This window comes from Alistipes sp. dk3624, assembly GCF_009557455.1.
GTDB lineage: Bacteria > Bacteroidota > Bacteroidia > Bacteroidales > Rikenellaceae > Alistipes_A > Alistipes_A hominis.
This window is the reverse complement of sequence record NZ_CP045651.1, coordinates 2,792,313-2,815,020: the sequence shown is the minus strand read 5'-3', so window position 1 is coordinate 2,815,020 and position 22,708 is coordinate 2,792,313. Positions and strand designations below refer to the sequence as shown.

Here is a 22,708-nt window from a genome sequence, read left to right as displayed (position 1 = left end):
CCGGAAACCGCCGGAACGGGAAAAACAAGAATTTGCTAAACTTTTTTAAAAACAACCGGAAATTTCGTACATTTGCAGCCTATTATTACGGACTTTTGCAATCAATCCACACCCTATGAGCATCTCTGAACTTAGCGAACAGGAACAGATCCGGCGCAACTCGCTGGCCGAACTGCGTAAACTGGGCATAGAGCCTTACCCGGCGGCCAAATACGAAGTGACGGCAACCGCCGCGCGGATCGCTGCGGAGTACGATCCCGACAAAGGAAATTTCCAGGAGGTTTCGATTGCCGGACGGATCATGTCGCGGCGGATCATGGGAAGCGCCTCGTTTTTCGAACTGCAGGACCACACCGGCCGGATTCAGGTGTACGTCAAACGCGACGACATCTGCAACGGCGATCCCGAATCCACGCTGTACAACAAGGTTTTCAAAAAACTGCTCGATATCGGCGACATCGTCGGCATCCGGGGATTCGCCTTCATTACGAAGACCGGAGAACTGTCGGTGCATTGCAAAGAACTCACGGTACTGAGCAAATCGTTGCGCCCGCTGCCGGTCGTCAAAGAAAAGGACGGGCAGGTATACGACGCCTTCAGCGATCCGGAACTGCGTTACCGCCAACGTTATGTCGACCTGATCGTCAATCCGCAGGTACGCGAAGTATTCCTCAAACGCAGCAAGATCGTCAACACGATGCGCGCGTTTTTTAACGAGCAAGGATACGTGGAGGTCGAAACGCCGATCCTACAGTCGATTCCGGGGGGAGCTTCGGCCCGTCCGTTCGTCACGCACCACAATGCGCTGGACATCCCGCTTTACCTACGGATCGCCAACGAGCTGTACCTGAAGAAACTGATCGTCGGCGGATTCGACGGCGTATACGAATTCGGCAAGGACTTCCGCAACGAAGGTATGGACCGTACGCACAATCCGGAGTTCACCGTAATGGAGATATACGTCGCGTACAAAGATTACATCTGGATGATGGGATTCGTCGAAGAGATGCTCGAACGCGTGGCAAAAGCGTTGCACGGCAAGACCGAAGTTATGATCGACGGTCGTGAGATCAGTTTCGCCCGGCCGTTCCGCCGCGTTACGATGACCGATGCGATCCGCGAGAAAACCGGCTTCGACATCACCGGCAAGAGCGAAGGCGAGCTGCGCGAAGCCTGCAAAAAGCTGAACGTGGAAACCGACGAGACGATGGGCAAAGGCAAGCTGATCGACGCGATCTTCGGACAGTACTGCGAAGAAGATCTGATCCAGCCTACTTTCGTAACGGACTACCCGATCGATATGTCGCCGCTGTGTAAACGCCACCGCAACAACCCCGACCTGACCGAGCGGTTCGAGTTGTTCGTCAACGGCAAAGAATTGTGCAACGCTTATTCCGAGCTGAACGACCCGATCGACCAACTGGAACGCTTCCAGGAACAGTTGCGGCTCAGCGAAAAAGGCGACGACGAAGCGATGTTTATCGATATGGATTTCGTCCGAGCGCTCGAATACGGTATGCCGACCTGCTCGGGAATGGGAATAGGAATCGACCGACTGACGATGTTCATGACCGGACAGACGACGATTCAGGACGTGCTGTTCTTCCCGCAAATGCGGCCCGAAAAAGCGGCGCAGAAAGATCCGGAAGAGAAATACGCGGCGGCCGGCATTCCGGCCGAATGGGTTCCGGTATTGCAGAAAATGGGCTTTTTGACCGTCGACGCACTGAAAAAACTGTCGGCAGGCAAGCTGTTCAACGACCTGTGCGGCTATAACAAGAAAAACAAGCTGGGACTGAAAAACCCGACTGCCGACGAAGTAAAAACATGGGTGGAGTAACGGCAGTACCGATCAACGAAAAGACATCAAGGATTAAATACCGAAAAATTATGAGAAAGAAAGTAGTAGCAGGTAACTGGAAAATGAACACCACCCCTGCGGAAGGCGTAGAATTGTTGAAAGGCGTAGCCGCACTGAAAGGCGACGTTTGCTCGTGCGTGAACTTCATCGTAATTCCGCCGTTTACGCACCTGTCCGAGATCGTAAAGAACGCCAAAGGAACCGGCATCGCCGTCGGAGCGCAGAACTGCGCCGCCGAAGCCAAAGGCGCCTACACCGGCGAAGTTTCGGCTAAGATGATCGCCTCGCTGGGCGTGGAATACGTGATTCTCGGCCACAGCGAACGCCGCGAATATTACGGCGAAACCAGCGCTACGCTGAACAAGAAAATGGTTCAGGCCTACGAAAACAACCTGATCCCGATCTATTGCGTCGGCGAAAAACTCGAAGAACGCGAAAACGGCAAATATTTCGACGTGGTGCGCGCGCAGATCGAAGAAGTGGTTTTCAACCTGACCCCGGAACAGTTCTCGAAACTGATCATCGCTTACGAACCCGTATGGGCGATCGGAACCGGTAAAACAGCTACCGCGGAACAGGCTCAGGAAATCCATGCGTTCATCCGCAAGGTGTTGGCCGAAAAATTCGGCGACGCCGCAGCCAATACCGTGATCCTGTACGGCGGAAGCTGCAAACCGAGCAACGCTGCCGAACTTTTCGCCAAGGAAGACGTCGACGGCGGCCTGATCGGAGGCGCCGCTTTGGTAGCGTCCGACTTTATCGGCATCGGCAAAGGTTTTTCGAAATAATCTGTTACCGGATTTCAAACAAAGGGGCCGCGGTTTCGAAACCGCGGCCCCTTTGTTTTTCTGCGAAACTTGCTTATCTTAGCGCGGTAACTATTCTCATATCTGAATGGAAATTGTCATAATTATCGGGCTGATCCTTTTGAACGGCTTATTGTCGATGTCGGAAATCGCGATGGTGTCAGCCCGGAAATCCCGCCTCGAAGCGGACTCCAAGAAAGGCAGCCGGGCGGCGCGTACCGCCCTCAAATTAGCCAACAGCCCCGATACATTCTTGTCTACGATCCAGATCGGCATCACGCTGATCGGCATCTTGACGGGTCTCTATTCCGGCGAGGTGCTGGCGCAGAGTTTCGGCAAAGTGATCGCAACGATCGAGCCGCTGCGGACGCACGCGGTAGCCATCGCCCAGACGCTGATCGTTGCGATCGTCACTTACCTGACGCTGATCGTCGGGGAGCTCGTCCCGAAACGAATCGGGATGCAGGCTGCCGAAAAGGTCGCCAAACTGGTGGCGCGGCCGATGAACGTACTGTCGAAAATCGCGCTGCCATTCGTATGGCTGCTGTCAAAGAGCACTTCCGGCATGCTGCGCCTGCTCGGAATCAATACGCTGGGAGAAAGCAAAGTCACCGAAGACGAGATCAAAGCGATCATCCAGGAAGGAACCGTCGGCGGCGAGATCCAGGAAGTCGAACAGGACATCGTGGAACGCGTATTCAACCTCGGCGACCGCAACGTAGGGTCGATCATGACGCACCGCAGCGAACTGGTGTGGCTGAACATCGACGCCACGAACGACGAGATCGAACAAATCGTCAAAAACAACCTGTTCAACACCTATCCGGTGGCCGACCGGAATCTCGACTCGATCGCCGGCGTAGTGTACCTCAAAGACCTGTTCGGACGGTTGGACGAAGAGGGATTCTCGCTGTCGAAAGTGATTCGCCCGGCCCAATACATTCCGGAGAACCTGAGCGTTTACAATGCGCTCGAACTGATGCGGACGACCGGCGGACGCTACGGCATCGTCACCGACGAATTCGGCAGTATCGAAGGGATCGTAACGTTCAAAGACATCATCAAGGCGCTGGTAGGCTCGATGCCCGAAGCGGGCGAAGAACAGGACATCGTCGCCCGCGACGACGGCAGTTATCTGATCGACGGACAGATCCCGTTCTACGACTTCCTCGCGTTCTTCGACCAGGAGGAACTGTACAACGAATTCAATTACAACACGCTCAGCGGGCTGATCCTCGAAGAGCTGGAACATATCCCGCAAACCGGCGAAAAGCTTTCGTGGCGCAATTTCAACTTCGAGATCGTGGATATGGATGCGGCCCGAATCGACAAAGTCCTCGTATCCATGAAACCGGCTGCGAACGGCGAACCGGCATAACATAACGTCGGAATCGGAACAAGAAACCGGCAAAACAAGAAGCAGGGCGGAGAACCAAAATTTTCCGCCCCGCTTTTCAATACCGGAATAATTTACCTGCCCAGCGCTTTCAGACCGGCCATCATCCCCATGATCGACGAGAAGAAAATGATCCACATCGCGATCGCAATCGCGATCCAGATCAAAGACGCCTTACAGTAATTGGCTTTCGTCTTGTTAACCCCGCCGCCGAAAGCCCAGACGAACAGCATCACGATATTAACCAGCGGAATCGCGAGTATCAGCATGACCAACATCCATTCGCCCACCGAGACGACGGGCGTTTGTTCTGCGGGTTGTTGTTGCACCGGAACGTTCTGCACCGGATTTCCATGATCGTCCAATATTTCCATAGCATGAAGTTTTAAAGGGCTCGTTCAACCATCTTCTTGTTTTCTGAAATAACCTTATTCCTCCGTTTTCGAACCGGTCTCGGCGGAGTCCTTTTCCTCCTCCCCGAACCACCGTTCGAACGTTTCGTTGTACGGGGCACGGGCGATTCCGCGTTCCGTAACGATCGCCGTGATCAGGTTGGCCGGGGTCACGTCGAAAGCCGGATTGTAGACTTTGACATCGTCCGGAGCCATACGCCGGGCATACCACATGTCGGTCACCTCTTCCGATCCGCGCTCCTCGATGACGATCGCATTCCCGTCCGGACAGCGCCGGTCGATCGTCGACGTAGGCCCCAGCACGTAGAACGGAATCCCGTAATGCCGCGCCATGATCGCCAGTCCCGACGTACCGACCTTATTAGCCGTATCCCCGTTCATCGCGATCCGGTCGCAACCGACGATAACCGCCTGTACCCAGCCTTTCCGCATCACTACGGAAGCCATGTTATCGCATATCAGCGTGATATCGACTCCGGCGTAACGCAACTCGTAAGCGGTCAGGCGCGCGCCTTGTAGCAACGGACGCGTTTCGTCGGCATACACTTTGAAATTATAACCCTGCTGCTGCCCCAAATAGACCGGAGCCAAAGCCGTTCCGTATTCCGAAACCGCCAAATGACCGGCATTGCAGTGCGTCAGTATCCCCATTCCGGGACGCAGCAGCGATAGGGCGTACACGCCGATCCGGTGACACGAGGCGGCATCTTCGTCCCGAATCGCCAGAGCTTCGCGCAGCATTTGCCGTTTAATTCTGGAAACGGGCAGTTCCCGGTTGCGTAGTACGCACCGTTCCATCCGCTCCAACGCTGCCGACAGGTTCACCGCCGTCGGACGGGACGATTCGAAATAATCGCGGATTTCGACGAACCCCTTGTAAAAGTCATCGAACTTCCTCGCACGCAGCGATTTGCAACACACGTAAATCCCGTAAGCCGCCGTAATGCCGATCGCCGGCGCACCGCGAACCTTCAACCGGTGAATAGCGTCCCATACCGCTTCCTTCGTCGATAGCGACAGGTAAACTTTCTCACCGGGCAGGCTCGTCTGATCCAGAATGATAACGGCATTCGCCTCTACATCCAGCCGGACCGCCTGCAAATCGGTAAACAATTGTCCCATGATTCAGTTTTCAAGTCCTCACACAAAGTTATATTTTTTCGCTATAACCTGCAAACGCCGCAACGATTCTTCCTACCCGATACTTCAAAAAGACATTCGGACGCATATTTGCGTCCGAATATCCCATTCGATTCCCAGAGTACCGGATCAGACCTTGCCTTGAAGGTACCGGTCGATCGCTTTGGCGGCCCGACGACCCGCGCCCATGGCGAGAATCACCGTCGCCGCACCGGTCACAGTGTCCCCGCCGGCAAAAATACCTTCGCGGGACGTCTGTCCCCGCTCGTCGTCGGCCACGATACAGCCGCGCCGGTTGGTCTCCAAACCGTGCGTGGTCGATGCGATTAGCGGGTTCGGCGAGGTCCCGAGCGCCATAATCACCACGTCGCACTCGATATCGAACTCCGAGCCCTCGATTTCGATCGGAGAACGGCGCCCCGACTGATCGGGTTCGCCGAGTTCCATCCGCACGCAGCGGATTCCCCGCACCCAGCCTTTGTCGTCGCCGAGTACCTCGACCGGATTGGTCAGCATCTGAAAAGCGATCCCTTCCTGTTTGGCGTGATGCACCTCTTCGACGCGCGCCGGAAGCTCCGTTTCGCTGCGGCGGTAGACGATATGCGCATCGGCGCCGAGACGGGCCGCCGTCCGAACGGCGTCCATCGCGACGTTACCGCCTCCGACCACCACGACCCGTTGGCCGACATAGATCGGCGTATCGTAACGATCGTCGTAAGCCTTCATCAGATTCGCCCGGGTCAAAAATTCGTTCGCCGAAACCACCCCGTTCAGGTTCTCGCCGGGAATACCCATAAAACGCGGCAGTCCCGCGCCCGACCCGATGAACACGGCCGAATAGCCTTCTTCGTCGAGCAGCGAATCGACCGTCACGGTACGTCCTACGATCACGTCGGTTTCGATCTCGACGCCCAGCTTCAATACGTTCTCGATCTCTTTGGCCACGACCTTTTCTTTCGGCAGGCGGAATTCGGGAATTCCGTATTGAAGCACGCCGCCGGCCTTATGCAGCGCTTCGAAAATCTTGACGCCGTATCCCATTTTAGCCAGGTCGGAAGCGCAGGCCAGACCGGCCGGGCCGCTGCCGACGACGGCCACTTTTTTACCGTTGGGCGCAGCCGTCGCAACCGCTTCGCCGCCGTTGGCAATGCTCCAGTCGCCGACGAAACGTTCCAGTTTGCCGATCGCGACCGGCTCGCCCTTGATACCGAGGATGCAGGAGCCTTCGCACTGGCTCTCCTGCGGGCATACGCGCCCGCACACCGACGGCAGCGAACTGTCCTGACCGATGATGCGCGCAGCTTCGGCGAAATCGCCCTTGACAACCTGCTCGATAAACTTCGGTATTTGCAACGAAACGGGGCAGTGCTCTACGCAACGCGGCTTTTTACAATCCAGACAACGGCTCGCTTCGAGCTGAGCCTCCTGAAGGTCGTAACCGTAACAAACCTCCTCGAAATTGGTGACCCGCACTTTCGGGTCCTGCTCCCGAACGGGAACACGGGGTATTTTATTTGCCATTTTTATTCTGAAAACAATTGCTCCGGCCACGGCGGCCGGAATACCGTTCGATCGTCCGGGGAGACCTACCGGTCGAGCCCCACCTTGCAGACATGCCCTTCGGCACGCTCCTGCTCTATTTTCGCCTTGCGGCTTTCGATGGTCTTGTACATGCCTTGACGGCGCATCGCTTCGTCGAAATCGACCTCGTGCCCGTCGAACTCCGGGCCGTCCACGCACGTGAAGCGCGTCTTGCCGCCGACCGTTACCCGGCAGGCCCCGCACATGCCCGTACCGTCGACCATCAGCGTATTCAGGCTGACGATCGTCTTCAGACCGTACTGCTTCGTCGTCTTGGCCACGAACTTCATCATAATCATCGGACCGATGGCGATCACTTCGTCATAGCGTTTCCCCTGCTTATCGATCAGGTCGCGCATCAGGTCGGTCACCATGCCGTGAAAACCGGCGCTACCGTCGTCGGTAGCGATATATACGTTTCCGGCAACCTGCTTCATCATGTCGACGAAAATCAGCGTATCCTTATTCTTGGCGCCGATAATCACATCGGCTTTGATCCCATGCTGCGAGAGCCATTTGACCTGCGGATAGACGGGGGCCGTCCCGACGCCGCCGGCGATGAACAGTATCTTCCGCGAACGCAGCGTTTCGATATCTTCGTGCACGAAATCCGACGGCCGGCCCAGCGGGCCCGCGAAATCGGCCAGTTCGTCGCCCGGATTCATAGCGCACAACTTCGTCGTCGAATAACCCACCGTCTGCGTTACGATGGTTACCCACCCCTCCGCCGCATCGTAATCGGCGATGGTCAGCGGGATACGTTCCCCCTTTTCGTCCAGTCGCAGGATGATGAACTGCCCCGGCTTTGCCGAACAGGCGACACGCGGAGCCGCAATGTCCATCCGGTAAATATTGGGCGCGAGCAGCTCCTTTTTAATGATTTTATACATTTCCGTTTGTTTGGTTTAGGTCTTTATCTTCCGATTTAAAAAATTTATTCCGCAATGTTCGCCGCCAGCCGGATTTCGCGCATCGGCCGCGACGGATCGTTGACGATCAATACGATATGATCCATCAGCTTCCCGGCGGGGGCGCCTTTCGTATTCAGCATAACGCTGAACGTGACGCTCTCGCCCGGGGCGATCTCCCGTTCGGGATCGAGCGTCGTGGACATGCGCTGTCCCAATTTCATATCGCGGAAAACCAGCGGCTCTTTTCCGTCGTTAGTCAGCGTAAAGTCGCGGCGCAGTTCCCCGGCCGCCTTTTGATTGCCGAAATGGTAATACTGGGACGAAAAAGCCGCTTTCGGAGCCTGCTCCAACTCGGCAGCCGTCAGCGACGAGAAATCATCCGTAGCGATTCCGGTAGCCGAAAATTCGGTATCGGCGAGCTCGTCGTTCACCATCAGCGAAAAAACGCCGGAAAGAACTCCCCACACGTCGCAGTCGCGCAAGTCGTAAGTGACCGTCAGAACGCCTTTCTGCTTCGGTTCGATCCGGGTGGCGGACAAAGCTACGTCCAGGTAGGGTTTCGCTTTCGGATAGACGACCGTCATGTTGAGCGGACGCTCCGTATCGTTATAGTATTCGATGGTTTTCGCTTTGATCGAACCGCGCGGCACATATCCCAGATTCACCGTACGGGTCGCCAGCCGCAGCGCGCCGGCCCGAACGGGGTACAACTCGCCGACCTCCTGCGGACGCGGGGTCACCTCGCCGGTAATGCTGATGACATTACGCCCCCCTCCGCTGCTTTGAATCGTGATGTCTTTGCGGAAAGCGCCCGGACGTCCCTCCGGGTTGTAGGCGATCCGGATCGTTCCGCGGCCTCCGGGACGTACCGGTTCCCGACTGTACTGCGGCGTCGTACAACCGCACGTCACCGTCACTTTTTCGATCACGACCGGCGATTTCCCTTTGTTCTCGAATTCGAACTCGTGCGACACCGCTCCGTCCGCCTCCCGGATCGTTCCGAAATTCCACACCTGCTGCGGAAATTCCAATACGGAATTTTGGGCGGGAAGCATTCCCGTCCACAAACAACCCAGCAATATCAACCCTATTTTCCAGCTTTTCATCGGTTCGGACGATCGGTGCGCAAAATTAAGCATTTCCCGCGAAATTCGCAATTCAGGCGCATAACGGACGTTACACCTCGAATCCGCACCGGATAAACATCCGTTTATCGGTTTCGATATCCGATCCGGTCGTAGTCAGCATATCTCCGACGATCAGCGCGCTCACGCCGCACTGCAACAACCGCTCTTCGAGATGCTTGATCCGCGTACGGCCGCCGGCCAGCCGGATAGCCGCTTCGGGATTGAGGATCCGCATGACGGCCACCGCCCGAACGATTTCCGAATCGGTCAGCGGCGGCGCCCCGGCAAGCCGCGTTCCGGGAATCGGATTCAACACGTTGACGGGAATCGAAACCGCCCCGGTCTGCCGCAGAGCGATGGCAAATTCGACGCGTTGCTCCTCGCTCTCGCCCATGCCGATGATCCCGCCGCTGCATATCTCCAGGCCGGCTTCCCGCGCCCACCCGATCGTCCGCAGCTTCTCGGCCACCGTATGCGTCGAGCAAAGTTTCGGAAAATAGGACGGGGCCGTTTCGAGGTTGCAGTGGTAACGCCGCACGCCGCTCTCTTTGAGCCGGCGCATTTGTTCCAGGTTCAGCAACCCGAGCGACGCGCAAAGCGAAACGGACACCTCGGAGCCGATCCGGCGATAGATCGCGCAGATCCGGTCGGTATCGGCATCGGAAAGCGTCCGACCGCTGGTTACCAGCGAAAAGCGCTTCACGCCCTTGCGTGCATTGCCGGCCGCCTCTTCGACCGCTTCCCCGGCTCCTACCAGCGGATAGACCTCGACTTCCGTTTTATGAAATTTCGACTGAGCGCACCACTTGCAGTCCTCGCTGCAACGGCCGCTGCGGGCGTTCATTATCGAACACATGTCGATCGTTTTCCCCTGATAACGCGTGCGCAACGCATGAGCCAACGCGCACAGTTCCGTTTCCGGAGTCGTTCTCAGCAATTCCAGCGCTTCGTCGTATCCCAGACGATACCCCTGTTCGATTCTCTCTTTCAGACGACCGATCATTTCCATCCCATTTTATTTGCTTGTTATCTGCAAAGGTACTACATTTGATCTGAATTTTACGTTTCCCCTTTTATGAAAAAAGTATATTTCGTCACCGGCATCGACACCGATGCCGGCAAAAGCATCGTTACCGGAGTTCTCGCGCGCGATTGGGCCGGACGGGGCCGGCGCGTCGTCACCCAAAAATTCATCCAGACCGGCTGCCCCGGACTGTCGGAAGACATCGAAACCCACCGCCGGATCATGGGAACCGGGCTGTTGCCGGAAGACCTCGACGGCACGACCTGTCCGATCGTCTTCACCTACCCGGCCTCGCCGCACCTGGCGGCTGCGATCGATTCCCGCAGGATCGATCTGTCGCTGATCGGGAAATGCACCGAAAAACTGCTTGAAAAATACGACGTCGTCCTGCTCGAAGGAGCCGGCGGGCTATTCGTTCCGTTGGAAGGGCTGTACAATACGATCGATTACGTCGCCGAGCGTCGGCTGCCGGTCATACTGGTCACCTCGCCGCGACTCGGCAGCATCAACCATACGCTGCTGAGTCTCGAAGCGTGCCGCAACCGGAATATCGAAGTCGCCAAAGTGGTCTACAACCTCTATCCACCGACCGACGCGCCGATCACGGACGGCACGCGGGATTACCTGAAAACGTACCTGCGGGAGTTTCATCCGCAGGCCCGGTGGCTGGAGGTAAACGACCGGTACGAAGTATCGGAAGGAAGCCTTTGAACTGCGGTTCGTCCCGCGCACGAACAATACGAAAGGCTCCGGTTGCTGACCGGAGCCTTTTATTTACTGTCACAAACGGAAACCGCCTAAAGCAAATGCATCGAAACGGTCAAGCCGGCCACCACGATCGAAACCATACTCATCAGTTTGATCAGGATGTTCAGCGACGGGCCGGACGTATCCTTGAACGGATCGCCCACCGTATCGCCCACGACCGTAGCTTTATGGTTGTCGGAACCCTTGCCGCCGAAATTACCTTCCTCGATAAATTTCTTGGCATTGTCCCAAGCCCCGCCCGAATTGGCCATGAACACGGCCAGCACGAATCCGGCGCTCAGGCTGCCGATCAGCAGCCCCATCACCCCGGCCACGCCGAAAATGAAGCCGACCAGAATCGGAACGACGATCGCTATAATCGACGGGAACAGCATTTCGCGCTGGGCCCCTTTGGTCGAAATAGCGACGCAACGCGCATAATCCGGAGTCGCCTTGCCTTCGAGAATACCTTTGATTTCCCGGAACTGGCGGCGCACCTCCTCGACCATACTCTGCGCGGCGCGGCCGACGGCGTTCATCGTAAGTCCGCAAAACAGGAACGCCATCATCGCGCCGATAAAGGCGCCGACCAGCACGTTCGGATTCATCAGAGTCACCTGAAAATAGTCCATCATATCCAGGATATTGGCGTCGGCAATGGCTTTGGTCGTACCGTCGGCCAGTTGCAGGGTCGTCTCCCCGATGTGCTGCATCCCGATCTTGACCTCTTCGATATAGGAAGCCAGCAGCGCCAACGCCGTCAGCGCGGCCGAACCGATCGCGAACCCTTTACCGGTGGCGGCCGTCGTATTACCGAGCGCATCCAGCGCATCGGTGCGTTTGCGCACATCCGGATCGAGTCCGCTCATTTCGGCGTTACCGCCCGCATTGTCGGCGATCGGGCCGTAAGCGTCGGTCGCCAGCGTAATCCCGAGCGTAGAGAGCATCCCCACCGCCGCGATACCGATCCCATAAAGCCCTTTGCTGATGTTCTCGGCCGAAATCATGTGCTGCACGTCGAAATTGATCGCGCACAGGAAGGCGAGGATGATCGCTACCGCAATCGTGATTACCGGGATCGCCGTCGAGATCATACCCATTCCGATTCCGGAAATGATTACCGTCGCTGGTCCCGTTTCAGAGCTTTTGGCTATCTTCTGAGTCGGTTTATAAGAGTGGGAAGTATAATATTCGGTAGACTGCCCGATGATGATACCGGCCAGCAGGCCGACGATCACCGAAAACGAAATCCCGAGCCAGTTGTCGATCTGTAACACGTACAGTATCCCGAACGTACAGATAGCGATCAGCACCGAGCTGACGTTGACGCCGATGCCCAGCGCGCCGAGCAACTGTTTCATCGTAGCCCCCTCTTTCGTCCGCACGAGGAAAATACCGATCACCGACAACAGGATGCCCACCGCCGCGATCAACATCGGAGCCAGCACGGCCTGCATCTGCATACCGCTGCTCGCGAAGGCGGCTGCGCCCAGTGCGGCCGTCGCGAGAATCGAGCCGCAGTAACTTTCGTACAGGTCGGCGCCCATACCGGCCACGTCGCCCACGTTATCGCCTACGTTGTCGGCGATCGTAGCGGGGTTGCGCGGATCGTCTTCCGGAATCCCGGCTTCCACCTTACCGACCAGGTCGGCGCCCACGTCGGCCGCTTTGGTATAAATACCTCCTCCCACGCGGGCGAACAGCGCTTGCGTCGAAGCCCCCATCCCGAACGTCAGCATGGTCGTCGTGATGATCATCAGCTTTTGCGTCCCGGTGGCGTCGATGAAATGATTCAGGATCAGGTACCACACCGAAATATCCAACAGACCGAGTCCTACGACGACCAGTCCCATCACGGCTCCGCTGCGGAAAGCGACTTTCAGCCCCTTATTCAGCGATTGGCTGGCGGCATGGGCCGTACGCGCCGAAGCGAACGTCGCCGTACGCATCCCGATAAAACCCGCCAGCCCGGAAAACAAGCCGCCGGTCAGGAACGCGAACGGCACCCACGGATTCTGCACACCGAGGCCATAGGCAAGAAACGCAAAGAACAACACGAGGATCAGAAATACGATCGCAACCACCCGGTACTGTTGCCGGAGGTAGGCCATCGCCCCTTTACGGACGTGCGCGGCGATCTCTTTCATACGGGGAGTGCCTTCGCTCTCTTTCATCATCGAGCGGAAAAAGTGCCATGCGAAGCCCAACGCTATCAGCGAGGCGACCGGCACGAGCCAGAAAATAAGTGGTGTGTTACTCATAACGGTTAATAGTATTAGATTATCTGAATTTTTATGAAAATTTCCGATACTCTTCAGTCCGCCGTTTTTCAGACCCGTTACGCACCAAACCGTTTCGTCGAACGAACAAAATTGCTCAAAGTTAATAAATTATTTTAAGATAAACTATCTTTGCAGCGGATATTCAATCGAAAATATGCGTAAAATTTCAAATCAGGAATTGGGGCGTCCTTCGGCCGAAGCGTTCGCTGCGATGGAAAAATGTCCCGTCACGGTCGTGCTGGACGACGTGCGTAGCGGCAATAACACAGGCTCTTTCTTCCGCACCGGCGACGCTTTCGCCATCGAACGGCTCTGCCTGTGCGGGATCACCGGCACCCCGCCCGACCGGGAGATCCACAAGACCGCGCTGGGAGCCGAAACGACCGTAGAGTGGACGTATTTCCGGGATGCCGCGGATGCGGTGAACGAACTGAAAGCGCAGGGGTATACGATCCTGGCCGTCGAACAGGTCGAAGGCGCCGTCATGTTGGACGACTGGCGTTACAAGCCCGAAAAGCGCTATGCGTTGGTTTTCGGCAACGAGGTGAACGGGGTACGGCAACAGGTAGTCGACTTGTGCGACGGAGCCATCGAGATCCCGCAGCGGGGAACCAAACATTCGCTGAACGTCTCGGTATCGGGCGGCGTGGTGCTGTGGGAAGTTTTCCGGCAATGGAGGGCATCGAAAGCGGCACAGTAACCGGCGGCGACACGGAAACGAAGTCCGTTCGAAAAAACGAAAAATCGTTGCCCGTTGCAAATTATAATTTTACATTTGCCCTGTCTAAACTGTGAAAATTATGTCGACAGATAATAAAACGCGGGTCGTGACCACCTACCGCCTGCAGGAGATGAAAAGCCGCGGGGAAAAAATAGCCATGTTGACCGCCTACGATTATTCGATGGCGCGGATCGTGGACAGCGCCGGCGTGGACGTGGTGCTGGTCGGCGATTCGGCCGCCAACGTAATGGCCGGTTACGAAACCACCGTGCCGATGTCGCTCGAACACATGATCTATCACGCCCGTAGCGTAACCCGGGCCGTCAAACGAGCGCTGGTCGTGGTGGACATGCCGTTCGGAACCTATCAGGGCAATTCGAAGGAAGCCCTCGCCTCGGCCGTTCGGATCATGAAGGAGTCCGAAGCCGACGCCATCAAACTGGAAGGGGGCGAAGAGATCCTTGAGTCGGTACAGCGCATCCTTTGCGCCGGAATTCCGGTCATGGGACACCTGGGACTTACCCCGCAGTCGATCCATAAATACGGCACCTACAGCGTCCGGGCCAAAGAGGAAGCCGAAGCCCGAAAGCTGATCCGCGACGCGCACCTGCTCGAAGCGGTCGGCTGCTTCGGAATCGTCCTCGAAAAAATCCCTGCGACGCTCGGCGCGCAGGTCGCCTCGGAACTGAAAATCCCGCTGATCGGCATCGGGGCCGGAAACGGCGTCGACGGACAAGTGCTGGTGATTCACGACATGCTGGGGATCAACAACGAATTTTCGCCGCGTTTCCTCCGCCGTTACGCCGACCTGTATTCGGTTATGACGGACGGGGTGAGCCGTTACGTGTCGGACGTCAAAAGCGGCGATTTCCCGAACGAAAAGGAGCAGTACTGATCGTTCCATCCATTCCCGCCGCATAGATCAAACGGCGCGTTTTTATGCAAAGCCACGATCGTTTCGATCGTGGCTTTATCGTTGCGTCCCCCTCACAAGACATCAAGACATTTTCTATCATTTTTGTAACTTTTACGAGCGTACTCCGTTATAATAAATAAATTTGACAGTGTAACTTACACATTCATACAGACAAAAGCCCGAAGTCCGTATCGACAAAACCTCGGAAAGACAGCGAATGCCGGATTCGCTTTCCGACGTGAAACCAGATGATGAAAAAAACTGCCAGACAAAAAACGCTGCCGTTTATTATTTTGCCGCTCGTAGCACTCCTTGCCACGAGGTGCGCCAAAGACGACTGTCCGTCCGACAAAAAACCGGGCAAAACCGAAATCTTCATTCGCGCCGCTCAGGAAACGGCCTCTTTCGCACCCCCGGAACAGGAAAGTCATTCGAAAACGATCATCGGCGGCGACAATCTCGATAAAGTATACTGGTCGGAACTGGATGCGATCCGGGTCTACTGGCGGCCGGCGGGAAGCGACGACGCGCTGAACGGACAGACGTTCGAATGTTTCCGTCCCTACCCGTGGGGAGCGTTGTTTTCCACGCAGATGTCCGACCTCGAAGCCGGCGACTATACCTATTACGCCGCCTATCCCGCGCCGGAGTCCGTGGACGGCACCCGGGCGACCTATACGCTGCCCGCCGTGCAGGACGGAACCTACGACATGCGCGATTACGACATCAAAGATCAAACCTCGCACGGCGCTTATAAAGGAAACTGCGATTTCATGCTGGCCCGTCCGGTAACCGCAGCGGCGCTGACGGCCGGGAGCGAAACCCTGGCGATGCACTTCATTCACCAGTGCCACGTCATGCGAGTACAGGTTCCGGTCGGCCGCAACCAATGGGGCGAACGGGTGAGCCGGCTGAGAGTCGAATTTCCCGCAGCCGTAGTGGGAAGAATGACGATGGATCTGGCCGACCCGACCGCTGCGCCGCAGCTGACCGAAGGCGGCAACACGGTCATCGCCGAACTGAAAAATCCGCTGACCGAATCGACCGAGGATAATCCGGACGGAAATTACGTATGGCTATTCCTGTGTCCGGGCAACATCAGCGGCGACGTCCGTTTCACGGCTTACGACGAGAACGGTTACCAGTCGGGAAGCCTCAGCGTGCCGATCGACAGAACGCTGGAAGCCGGACGGATCACGCCGGTCACGCTGACGGTTCCGGACGAACTGCCGGTCACGTGGCTCGACTTCTCGATCACGGGCAACAATCTCGGCGAAGAACCGAATTCTTTCACCGTAACGGCCCCGGACGGGGCGACGTTCCGCAACGGAACGAACAAACAGTCGTTCACGGTCAATGCGGAGAATAAATACATGCTCGGTTTCTACAACGAAGTGGACGGCCGGGCCAACGGCGACCTGATCCGCAACGGCGGTTTATCTTTTTCATACGATTCGGAACATGCCATCGTAACTTCACACAAGGCCGTCGATTTCACAGCGGAAGCCCACACTGAAATCAGCCTGACCGTACCGTATCTGTTTTATGAAGACTTCGGCGGAGCGGGCGGAAGCGACAGGAACAACAACACGGAAGACTTGGGAAAATACAACCTTACGGGCTGGTCGGCTTCCCGGTTCGGAATCCAGGCCAACACCTCGGCCATGATATTCGGTTACCTGGGATCATCCATTGTGACGGATCCCGACAAAGGAGACAATCACCGGGGGCGGATCGACACTCCCCACCTGACCGGTCTCAAGGAAGGCGCGAATGTCTCTTTGCTCGTTTCATACGACGTGGGAGGAACGAAAAAAAACGGAAACACAATACTGAATAAAACAACCGTCATGTATTCCAAATACGACTTCGGCACCGACACCAAGACGGGAACGATCAAAGGGGACGGCAATGCGATCGAGAACATATTTCTGACCGAAGAACCCGGTACGAACGGCAGTTATACGAATCTGCCTGTTCACAGGAACATCACCGTAACCGGATGCACCAACAAACACCGCCTATCGTGGAGAGCTTCATTTCGGGTAGACGGGCAAGGCTTATCCACGATAACAGCAGGCGATACCTACGTTTACATAGACAATATACGGGTTTCCATAAAATAACAGAACCAAACCAGCTAGGATAATGAAAAAAAGCAAACTTTTAACGATCCTGACCATAACGGCAATATGGGCCTCCGGCTGTTCGAAAGACGTCGGGTCCGGTCCGCAGGCGACAGGAAACGGCTCGGTCGGTTTCTACTGCACGATTTCACCGGCGGTAGACATCGCGGAAACCAGCAAAGCAGATACCCGGACGCTACCCGCCGAATATATCCCGGGTACGGAAAACTTGCGGCTGGAAATTTCGAGCGGCATCGGCACCGTCGCTTCGTACGACGTAATGTCCGACTACGACCAGCCGTTGCTACAGGCGGGCGACTATCAGGCCGATTTTTCTTACGGAAATCCGGATACCGAAGGAGAAAACGCCGGTTGCTTCAAGGGAACCAAACAATTTACCGTCGTGGCGCGCAAGACCACGACCGAGCAGGTTTCGCTGTCGCTGGTCAACTCGGTCTATTCGCTGAGCTGTTCCGAATGGTTCAGGCAATATTATACCGATTACGACCTGACCGTCCGCACCGAATCGGGCTTCCGGTCGGGCTTTTCCGGATCGACCGCAAAACCGCTTACCGGCACGCTCCCCGTTTTCGTGAAAGCGGCCACCAAACTCTTCCTGAGCGGTTCGGCGACGAAAACCAACGGCGTGAAAGTAGAATTCCCCGAAACGGAAATCGGCACGACCGCGGCCCGGACATGGCATACGATCCTGCTCGACGCAGGGGCGGTGGGACAGGCGAGCATCACCGTTTCGCTCGACGACTCCCCGATCGAAATCAAAGAGGTGGACGTGGAACTGAACCCCGACGCCTGACCGAAAACGAAACAATAAAAAACTGACACGATATGAAAACCTTTACCTTAGTAACGCTGACGGCAATGACGCTGATGCTGTCCGGCTGCAAGGACGAATCGGTCGATTTCGGCGGCAACGGCGACGGAGGCGACCCGCAGACGGAAACGGGCTATCTGGTCATGTCCGCGATGAGCGTTACGGTGGCGGACGATGCCGAAGTAATCCCCTACTCCAACGGCACGAAAGCGGCGATGACCCGTGCAGCGGGTTCCGTTTCGGAAGCCCCCGACAACTACAAGGTGAGCATCCGCAACGCCAAAACCGGCGAACAGACGAACCACGTCTATGCAGACCTCAAAAAAGCGGAAAACCAGCGTATGCCGCTGACACCGGGCTCCTACACAGTCTCCGCCGAATCGCCGGATTACGCCGACTACATGGCCGGCACGACCTATGCCGACTGGGAAAAACCGGTTTACGCCGGTTCGGTGACCAAAAGCGTGATCAAAAACAACGAAACGACGGTCGACGATCTGGTCTGCACGCTGGCGAACATCCGCACGACGGTAACTCTCACGCAGGATCTCCAGAAGTTGTTCATGTCCGACGCCGATGCAGAAGCCGCGGGTAAAGAGAAGCTGGCGGTCACGTTGTCGATCGGCGACAACGCGCTGGTTTTCGACCGCGAGGCGGCCAACGCCGGCAAAGCGGGCTATTTCAAGGCGGTCGAAACGGCGAATACGCTGAAAATCCTGTTATCCGGCCAATATAACAAAGCGCCCGGCGACGCGACGCCCGAATACGTGACGGTCAACTGGTCGAAAGAGATCACCAACTGCAAGGCCGGACAATGGCGCAAAATCACCATCAACGTACTGAACGCCAACGAAGGGAACGTGCAATTCCAGATCACCGTCGAAAACTGGGTGTACGACCAGAAGATCGACGTCGACGTGATGCGACTGTACGCCTTCGCCGAGGAGACGATCCCGGACGAAGATATCTCCGACGAAGGATCGCCGGTTGTGACGCTCGACGGCAAGGACATCGCGCAGGGGTACACCATTTCCGGGTCGATGTACGACGAGCTGCTCGGCAAATGGACGGAAAACCTGAAAGCCGTCGTTACGCCGGAAGACGGCGCGACCGTCAAATCGGTCAACCTCGTCTTCGAGTCGGACAACGCCGACTTCCTGGCCGCCGTCGATGCCGCAGGATACAAGAACCGCACCGTACCCCTGTGGCCCGAGAACGAAGCGAACGCGCCGTATGTCGTGATGAAAGAGGCCTCTACCTCCGTACTGACGGCCACCGTGAAAGACGCCGGCATGTCGGGCTTCTATCAATACGAAGGAACGCATACCGCAAAATTCGTGACCGTCGATTCGAAGGGCCGCACTTCCTACACGAAACTGAATATCCGCGTGACCGAAAGCGGTTCCACCGAATCGGGACCGGGCATCGTATGGACAAACAAAAGCGGTTCGAAGACCTACGACTTCGACACCCGTTACAACCACATCGGCATGGAGATCCTGATCGGAGTGACCTCGCAAACCGGATTTACCGGATTCACGGTGGACATCATCAGCGAAAACGTACTTCCGGCCAGCGAACTGGAAAGCGTAGGCCTGGCTTCGCATCTCGACCTGATCAATCCGGGAGAATTCCAGTCCAAACTGGAAGGATTCGGATTCCCGACCGGAGCGGCCGTGTCCGGACAGAAAACGTTATCGTTCGACATCTCCGGATTTATGGATCTGCTGTCGCTGCTGAACAAGGAAGGCAACTGCGACTTCCGTCTGACGGTCACCGATGCGTCGGGCACCAATACGAAGACTATCCGACTGTATGTAACGAAAAATTAACCGGACAACGATACGAAGATGAAAAAACATATCAATCCCGTCATCGCGTTGATTTCCTGCCTGGCGCTGGCGCTGGCATCGTGCGGTAAAAGCGATGCCGACGGCAGCCTGCCGACAAACGGACAGGGAATGCTGCAACTGAGTTTCGATATTCCCGGATACGGGGGACAATCCAAAGCCGCCGAATACGACGCACTGGCCATCAGCACGCTGCGGCTGTACAAAGTCGAACCGGACGGCCAGGGTGGCGCGACCGAAAGTCTGATCCGCAAATACAAACCCGCCACCGACGTGCCCGCCAACCTTTACCTGGCCGCCGGGAAATACAAGGTAACCATCGAAGCGGGCGACAACAGCGAAGCCTCCTTCACGCACAAAAGCTACGCAGGAACGTCCGAGTTCGACCTGGCCGCGCACGAGACGAAGATCGTCCCGGTGGTGTGCAAGATAACGAACATCGTGGTACGTGCCGTATTCGATGCGACCATCACGCAGAAATTCGACAAAAGCCGCCGGCTTTACGTCTGCGCATCCGACGAATTTTCGCGGACGGACGCTGAAAACAACCTGGTTCCGACGCTGGAATATACGGAGGACACGGTAGGCTATTTCCTGTTGCCCGAAGGGACGCAGAACCTGAGCTGGGGATTTTTCGGCGAAAGTTCCGACCCGGAGATCGACAAGAACGGCACGAAAACCGGAAAAATCCAACTGCCGCAGCAAGGTATGCAGTACACGCTGACGCTCAAATATTCGAAAACCCCGGACGGTTACCTGACCGTGAACGTCAAAGTGCGGGAGTATGAGAGCGCGCACGACGACAGCTTCACGTTCAGCCCGCAACCGACGCTGACCGGGGACGGATTCCCGATCGGAAACGTTACGGGATACTATCTCGACCCGGTGAAGTTCAAAATCGCTTCGATCAACCCGCTCTCGTCGCTGAAAATGACGGCCGGGGGGCAGCAGTACGACGTCGTGGCCGGGGGCGCAGCAGTAGACGGAATCGCAGCGGAGGGAATCGCCTTCAAAAAAATCGACGAATACAACAGTTCGCTGTCGCTCGACGGCACTTTCTTCGCGAAACTGACCAGCGGCGTCAATGAACTGAGTTTCCTGATGACCGATACGGACAACAGCGAAGGCAAAGCCACGGCGCGCGTCGCGGTAGCCGGTGCGACGGGAGCTTCGTCGACCGACTTGTGGTTCGGCACGGCGAACCTGAACGCCATCGTCACCAACCCCTCGGGCACGGATATCAAGATACGTTACCGGATCGCCGGCACCGACGCCTGGACGGAACTGAACGCATCGAAAGGCGCGGACGGGTACACTTATACGGCCCAAGCGACCGATTTCAAAGCCGGCCGCACTTACGAATGCCAGTTGCTCGAAAACGGAGCCGAGAACGGAGCCGTGCGGAGCGTCAACACCGAAGCCGGCATCCAACTGCCGAACGCAGGATTCGAAGAGTGGCAGAAGTCCGGCAAGGCATGGTATCCCTATGCCAGCGGCGGAACCGAATTCTGGGGTACGGGCAACCCGGGCGCCACTTCGCTCGGCGACAAATTCAATCTCACTACCGGCGAAGCCGACCCCCGACCGGGATCTTCCGGAACGACTTGCGCCAAACTGCAAACGCAATTCCCGAACATGGCGGGTATCGGTAAACTGGCCGCCGGGAATATTTTCGTCGGCTCTTTCGGCGCAGTGTCGGGCATGGGCGGAACCGTCAACATGGGACGTCCTTTTACGTTCAACGCAAAGCCGACCGGACTCAGAGTATGGTACAAATGCAACGTCGGCAGCGGCGACAAGGGGCGGATCTTCGTCTGCCTGATCCGGATGACCAAAGCCGGAGCCACCTGCCACGTGGTGAACACGAACGATGCCGACGAAACGGCCTTCTCGCCCTCGGACGAATTCCTCTATACCCAAAAGTCGGACGCTTCGACGCTGGAAGGCCACATCCTCGGTTACGGCGACCTGATGATCGAATCGTCGGTAGCGCAGTGGACCGAAGTGACCATCCCGATCAACTACCGCGAACAGTACAATTCCGAAAAACCAAACGTTCTGATGGTAACGGCGTCGGCCAGTTACCGGGGCGACTATTTCGAGGGAAGCACCGACAGTAACCTGTTTTTGGACGATGTCGAATTTATCTATTAAATCATAGCATGAAAGGAGGAATCTTCACCCTGATCCTGCTATGTCTGTCCTGCCCGGGGCGGATGCTGGCGCAAGAGTCGCCGGCATCCGCTCCGGCGGCGTATGAGGCCGCGGATAGAGCTTCCGGGCAGCCGTTGAAAAAAGAACGCGGGCTCATCAGCCTATCCAACACGTTCGTTCCCAAAGGCCAGTGGGTCGCCGGAATGACCGCTTCCTTTTCGACGCACTCGAACAAAGACTACACGTTCGTCGTGATCGAAGGAATCAACTCGGAAGGGCATACCGTGAAGATCGCCCCGGTATTGGCCTACGCCGTAGCGAACAATATGGCCCTCGGCGCCCGGTTCACCTACTCGCGCACCTACTTGCGGATCGACAGCGGCAGCATCCAGCTCGGCGACGACGACACCGGCATCGACCTGAAAGTAGATTCGTACTACTCGCTGAAGCATGTCTACGAAGGGGCGCTGATTTGGCGGCAGTATATCCCGCTGGGCAACAACAAGCGTTTCGCACTGTTCAACGAGATGCAGTTCGCCATCGGCGGCTCGCAGGCCAAGTTCGCATCCGGTTCTCCGGTAAAGGGAACTTACGAAACGGGGTTGTTGCTGTCGCTGGGTATTTCGCCCGGGCTGGTCGCATTCGCCACCAACAACATGGCCTTCGAGGTCAACGTGGGCGTCATGGGGATCAGTTACAGCAGCATCAAGCAGGTGCACAACCAGGTAACCGTCGGTAAACGGTCGAGCAGCATGATGAATTTCAAGGTCAATATTTTCTCCATCGGCCTCGGGGTGGCGTTCTATCTTTAATTCGGCAGA

General features: G+C 56.6%; 18 protein-coding genes. 11 read left to right on the top strand and 7 right to left on the bottom strand.

Features of this window, described 5'->3' with window-relative positions; genetic code table 11:
- Positions 1 to 115 precede the first annotated feature (115 nt).
- From lysS to GFH31_RS11955, 3 genes are all read left to right on the top strand, one after another.
- Positions 116 to 1,840, top strand: a complete 1,725-nt coding sequence (gene lysS / locus GFH31_RS11965; protein ID WP_153497987.1) for a lysine--tRNA ligase — start codon at positions 116 to 118, stop codon at positions 1,838 to 1,840.
- A gap of 50 nt (positions 1,841 to 1,890) precedes the next feature.
- Positions 1,891 to 2,649, top strand: a complete 759-nt coding sequence (gene tpiA / locus GFH31_RS11960; RefSeq protein ID WP_055205541.1) for a triose-phosphate isomerase — start codon at positions 1,891 to 1,893, stop codon at positions 2,647 to 2,649.
- A 106-nt stretch (positions 2,650 to 2,755) separates the two neighbouring features.
- Entirely contained in the window at positions 2,756 to 4,045 is a 1,290-nt protein-coding gene (locus tag GFH31_RS11955) for a hemolysin family protein (RefSeq protein ID WP_055205540.1), read from the top strand.
- 92 nt (positions 4,046 to 4,137) lie between these two features.
- Here GFH31_RS11955 and GFH31_RS11950 read toward each other — a convergent pair whose 3' ends face one another.
- The 6 genes from GFH31_RS11950 to bioB all read right to left on the bottom strand — a co-directional run bounded on the left by GFH31_RS11950 (position 4,138) and on the right by bioB (position 10,244).
- A complete protein-coding gene (locus tag GFH31_RS11950) occupies positions 4,138 to 4,437 on the bottom strand; it encodes a hypothetical protein (protein ID WP_101570975.1) in 300 nt (99 codons plus the stop codon).
- 54 nt (positions 4,438 to 4,491) lie between these two features.
- Complete coding sequence (gene mtnA, locus GFH31_RS11945; protein WP_055205539.1) at positions 4,492 to 5,598, bottom strand: S-methyl-5-thioribose-1-phosphate isomerase; 1,107 nt, start codon at positions 5,596 to 5,598, stop codon at positions 4,492 to 4,494.
- 147 nt (positions 5,599 to 5,745) lie between these two features.
- Positions 5,746 to 7,137 carry an NADPH-dependent glutamate synthase gene (gltA, locus tag GFH31_RS11940; RefSeq protein ID WP_055205538.1) on the bottom strand — a complete coding sequence of 464 codons (1,392 nt, stop codon included), beginning with the start codon at positions 7,135 to 7,137 and terminating at the stop codon, positions 5,746 to 5,748.
- A gap of 65 nt (positions 7,138 to 7,202) precedes the next feature.
- A complete protein-coding gene (locus GFH31_RS11935; RefSeq protein ID WP_118458055.1) occupies positions 7,203 to 8,087 on the bottom strand; it encodes a sulfide/dihydroorotate dehydrogenase-like FAD/NAD-binding protein in 885 nt (294 codons plus the stop codon).
- A gap of 44 nt (positions 8,088 to 8,131) precedes the next feature.
- Complete coding sequence (locus GFH31_RS11930; protein ID WP_172970756.1) at positions 8,132 to 9,214, bottom strand: DUF1573 domain-containing protein; 1,083 nt, start codon at positions 9,212 to 9,214, stop codon at positions 8,132 to 8,134.
- Positions 9,215 to 9,284: 70 nt separating this feature from the next.
- Positions 9,285 to 10,244 carry a biotin synthase BioB gene (gene bioB / locus GFH31_RS11925; protein WP_153497986.1) on the bottom strand — a complete coding sequence of 320 codons (960 nt, stop codon included), beginning with the start codon at positions 10,242 to 10,244 and terminating at the stop codon, positions 9,285 to 9,287.
- A gap of 66 nt (positions 10,245 to 10,310) precedes the next feature.
- Between bioB and bioD the strand changes: the two genes are divergently transcribed.
- Positions 10,311 to 10,970 carry a dethiobiotin synthase gene (gene bioD, locus GFH31_RS11920; protein ID WP_101570982.1) on the top strand — a complete coding sequence of 220 codons (660 nt, stop codon included), beginning with the start codon at positions 10,311 to 10,313 and terminating at the stop codon, positions 10,968 to 10,970.
- 86 nt (positions 10,971 to 11,056) lie between these two features.
- On the opposite strand, the gene GFH31_RS11915 is transcribed toward bioD, so the two are convergent.
- Positions 11,057 to 13,267 (bottom strand): sodium-translocating pyrophosphatase, encoded by a 2,211-nt coding sequence (locus GFH31_RS11915; protein WP_101570984.1) that lies wholly within the window; start codon positions 13,265 to 13,267, stop codon positions 11,057 to 11,059.
- A 175-nt stretch (positions 13,268 to 13,442) separates the two neighbouring features.
- On the opposite strand from GFH31_RS11915, the gene GFH31_RS11910 reads away from it, so the two are divergent.
- The 7 genes from GFH31_RS11910 to GFH31_RS11880 all read left to right on the top strand — a co-directional run bounded on the left by GFH31_RS11910 (position 13,443) and on the right by GFH31_RS11880 (position 22,699).
- A complete protein-coding gene (locus GFH31_RS11910; RefSeq protein WP_055205532.1) occupies positions 13,443 to 13,988 on the top strand; it encodes an RNA methyltransferase in 546 nt (181 codons plus the stop codon).
- Between the two features lie 100 nt (positions 13,989 to 14,088).
- Entirely contained in the window at positions 14,089 to 14,904 is an 816-nt protein-coding gene (gene panB / locus GFH31_RS11905; RefSeq protein WP_055205531.1) for a 3-methyl-2-oxobutanoate hydroxymethyltransferase, read from the top strand.
- Between the two features lie 269 nt (positions 14,905 to 15,173).
- Positions 15,174 to 17,051 (top strand): fimbrillin family protein, encoded by a 1,878-nt coding sequence (locus GFH31_RS11900; RefSeq protein ID WP_118458047.1) that lies wholly within the window; start codon positions 15,174 to 15,176, stop codon positions 17,049 to 17,051.
- 22 nt (positions 17,052 to 17,073) lie between these two features.
- Positions 17,074 to 17,865 carry a DUF4493 domain-containing protein gene (locus tag GFH31_RS11895; protein ID WP_055205529.1) on the top strand — a complete coding sequence of 264 codons (792 nt, stop codon included), beginning with the start codon at positions 17,074 to 17,076 and terminating at the stop codon, positions 17,863 to 17,865.
- Between the two features lie 32 nt (positions 17,866 to 17,897).
- Positions 17,898 to 19,715 (top strand): DUF4493 domain-containing protein, encoded by a 1,818-nt coding sequence (locus GFH31_RS11890; protein ID WP_101570989.1) that lies wholly within the window; start codon positions 17,898 to 17,900, stop codon positions 19,713 to 19,715.
- 18 nt (positions 19,716 to 19,733) lie between these two features.
- On the top strand, positions 19,734 to 21,887 hold the full coding sequence (locus GFH31_RS11885; RefSeq protein ID WP_153497985.1) for a PCMD domain-containing protein: 2,154 nt from the start codon (positions 19,734 to 19,736) through the stop codon (positions 21,885 to 21,887).
- Positions 21,888 to 21,895: 8 nt separating this feature from the next.
- Positions 21,896 to 22,699, top strand: coding sequence for a hypothetical protein (locus tag GFH31_RS11880; protein ID WP_153497984.1), 804 nt, complete (start codon positions 21,896 to 21,898; stop codon positions 22,697 to 22,699).
- The last annotated feature ends 9 nt before the right edge of the window (positions 22,700 to 22,708 follow it).

What these genes read in the sequence shown, in the direction of transcription:
- GFH31_RS11910 (WP_055205532.1), top strand. Translation starts at nt 13,443, where the DNA reads ATGCGTAAAATTTCAAATCAGGAATTGGGGCGTCCTTCGGCCGAAGCG.
- lysS (WP_153497987.1), top strand. Translation starts at nt 116, where the DNA reads ATGAGCATCTCTGAACTTAGCGAACAGGAACAGATCCGGCGCAACTCG.
- GFH31_RS11955 (WP_055205540.1), top strand. Translation starts at nt 2,756, where the DNA reads ATGGAAATTGTCATAATTATCGGGCTGATCCTTTTGAACGGCTTATTG.
- GFH31_RS11895 (WP_055205529.1), top strand. Translation starts at nt 17,074, where the DNA reads ATGAAAAAAAGCAAACTTTTAACGATCCTGACCATAACGGCAATATGG.
- GFH31_RS11935 (WP_118458055.1), bottom strand. Translation starts at nt 8,087, where the DNA reads ATGTATAAAATCATTAAAAAGGAGCTGCTCGCGCCCAATATTTACCGG.
- GFH31_RS11915 (WP_101570984.1), bottom strand. Translation starts at nt 13,267, where the DNA reads ATGAGTAACACACCACTTATTTTCTGGCTCGTGCCGGTCGCCTCGCTG.
- GFH31_RS11880 (WP_153497984.1), top strand. Translation starts at nt 21,896, where the DNA reads ATGAAAGGAGGAATCTTCACCCTGATCCTGCTATGTCTGTCCTGCCCG.
- GFH31_RS11900 (WP_118458047.1), top strand. Translation starts at nt 15,174, where the DNA reads ATGATGAAAAAAACTGCCAGACAAAAAACGCTGCCGTTTATTATTTTG.
- panB (WP_055205531.1), top strand. Translation starts at nt 14,089, where the DNA reads ATGTCGACAGATAATAAAACGCGGGTCGTGACCACCTACCGCCTGCAG.
- mtnA (WP_055205539.1), bottom strand. Translation starts at nt 5,598, where the DNA reads ATGGGACAATTGTTTACCGATTTGCAGGCGGTCCGGCTGGATGTAGAG.
- GFH31_RS11890 (WP_101570989.1), top strand. Translation starts at nt 17,898, where the DNA reads ATGAAAACCTTTACCTTAGTAACGCTGACGGCAATGACGCTGATGCTG.
- GFH31_RS11930 (WP_172970756.1), bottom strand. Translation starts at nt 9,214, where the DNA reads ATGAAAAGCTGGAAAATAGGGTTGATATTGCTGGGTTGTTTGTGGACG.
- bioB (WP_153497986.1), bottom strand. Translation starts at nt 10,244, where the DNA reads ATGGAAATGATCGGTCGTCTGAAAGAGAGAATCGAACAGGGGTATCGT.
- gltA (WP_055205538.1), bottom strand. Translation starts at nt 7,137, where the DNA reads ATGGCAAATAAAATACCCCGTGTTCCCGTTCGGGAGCAGGACCCGAAA.
- bioD (WP_101570982.1), top strand. Translation starts at nt 10,311, where the DNA reads ATGAAAAAAGTATATTTCGTCACCGGCATCGACACCGATGCCGGCAAA.
- tpiA (WP_055205541.1), top strand. Translation starts at nt 1,891, where the DNA reads ATGAGAAAGAAAGTAGTAGCAGGTAACTGGAAAATGAACACCACCCCT.
- GFH31_RS11950 (WP_101570975.1), bottom strand. Translation starts at nt 4,437, where the DNA reads ATGGAAATATTGGACGATCATGGAAATCCGGTGCAGAACGTTCCGGTG.
- GFH31_RS11885 (WP_153497985.1), top strand. Translation starts at nt 19,734, where the DNA reads ATGAAAAAACATATCAATCCCGTCATCGCGTTGATTTCCTGCCTGGCG.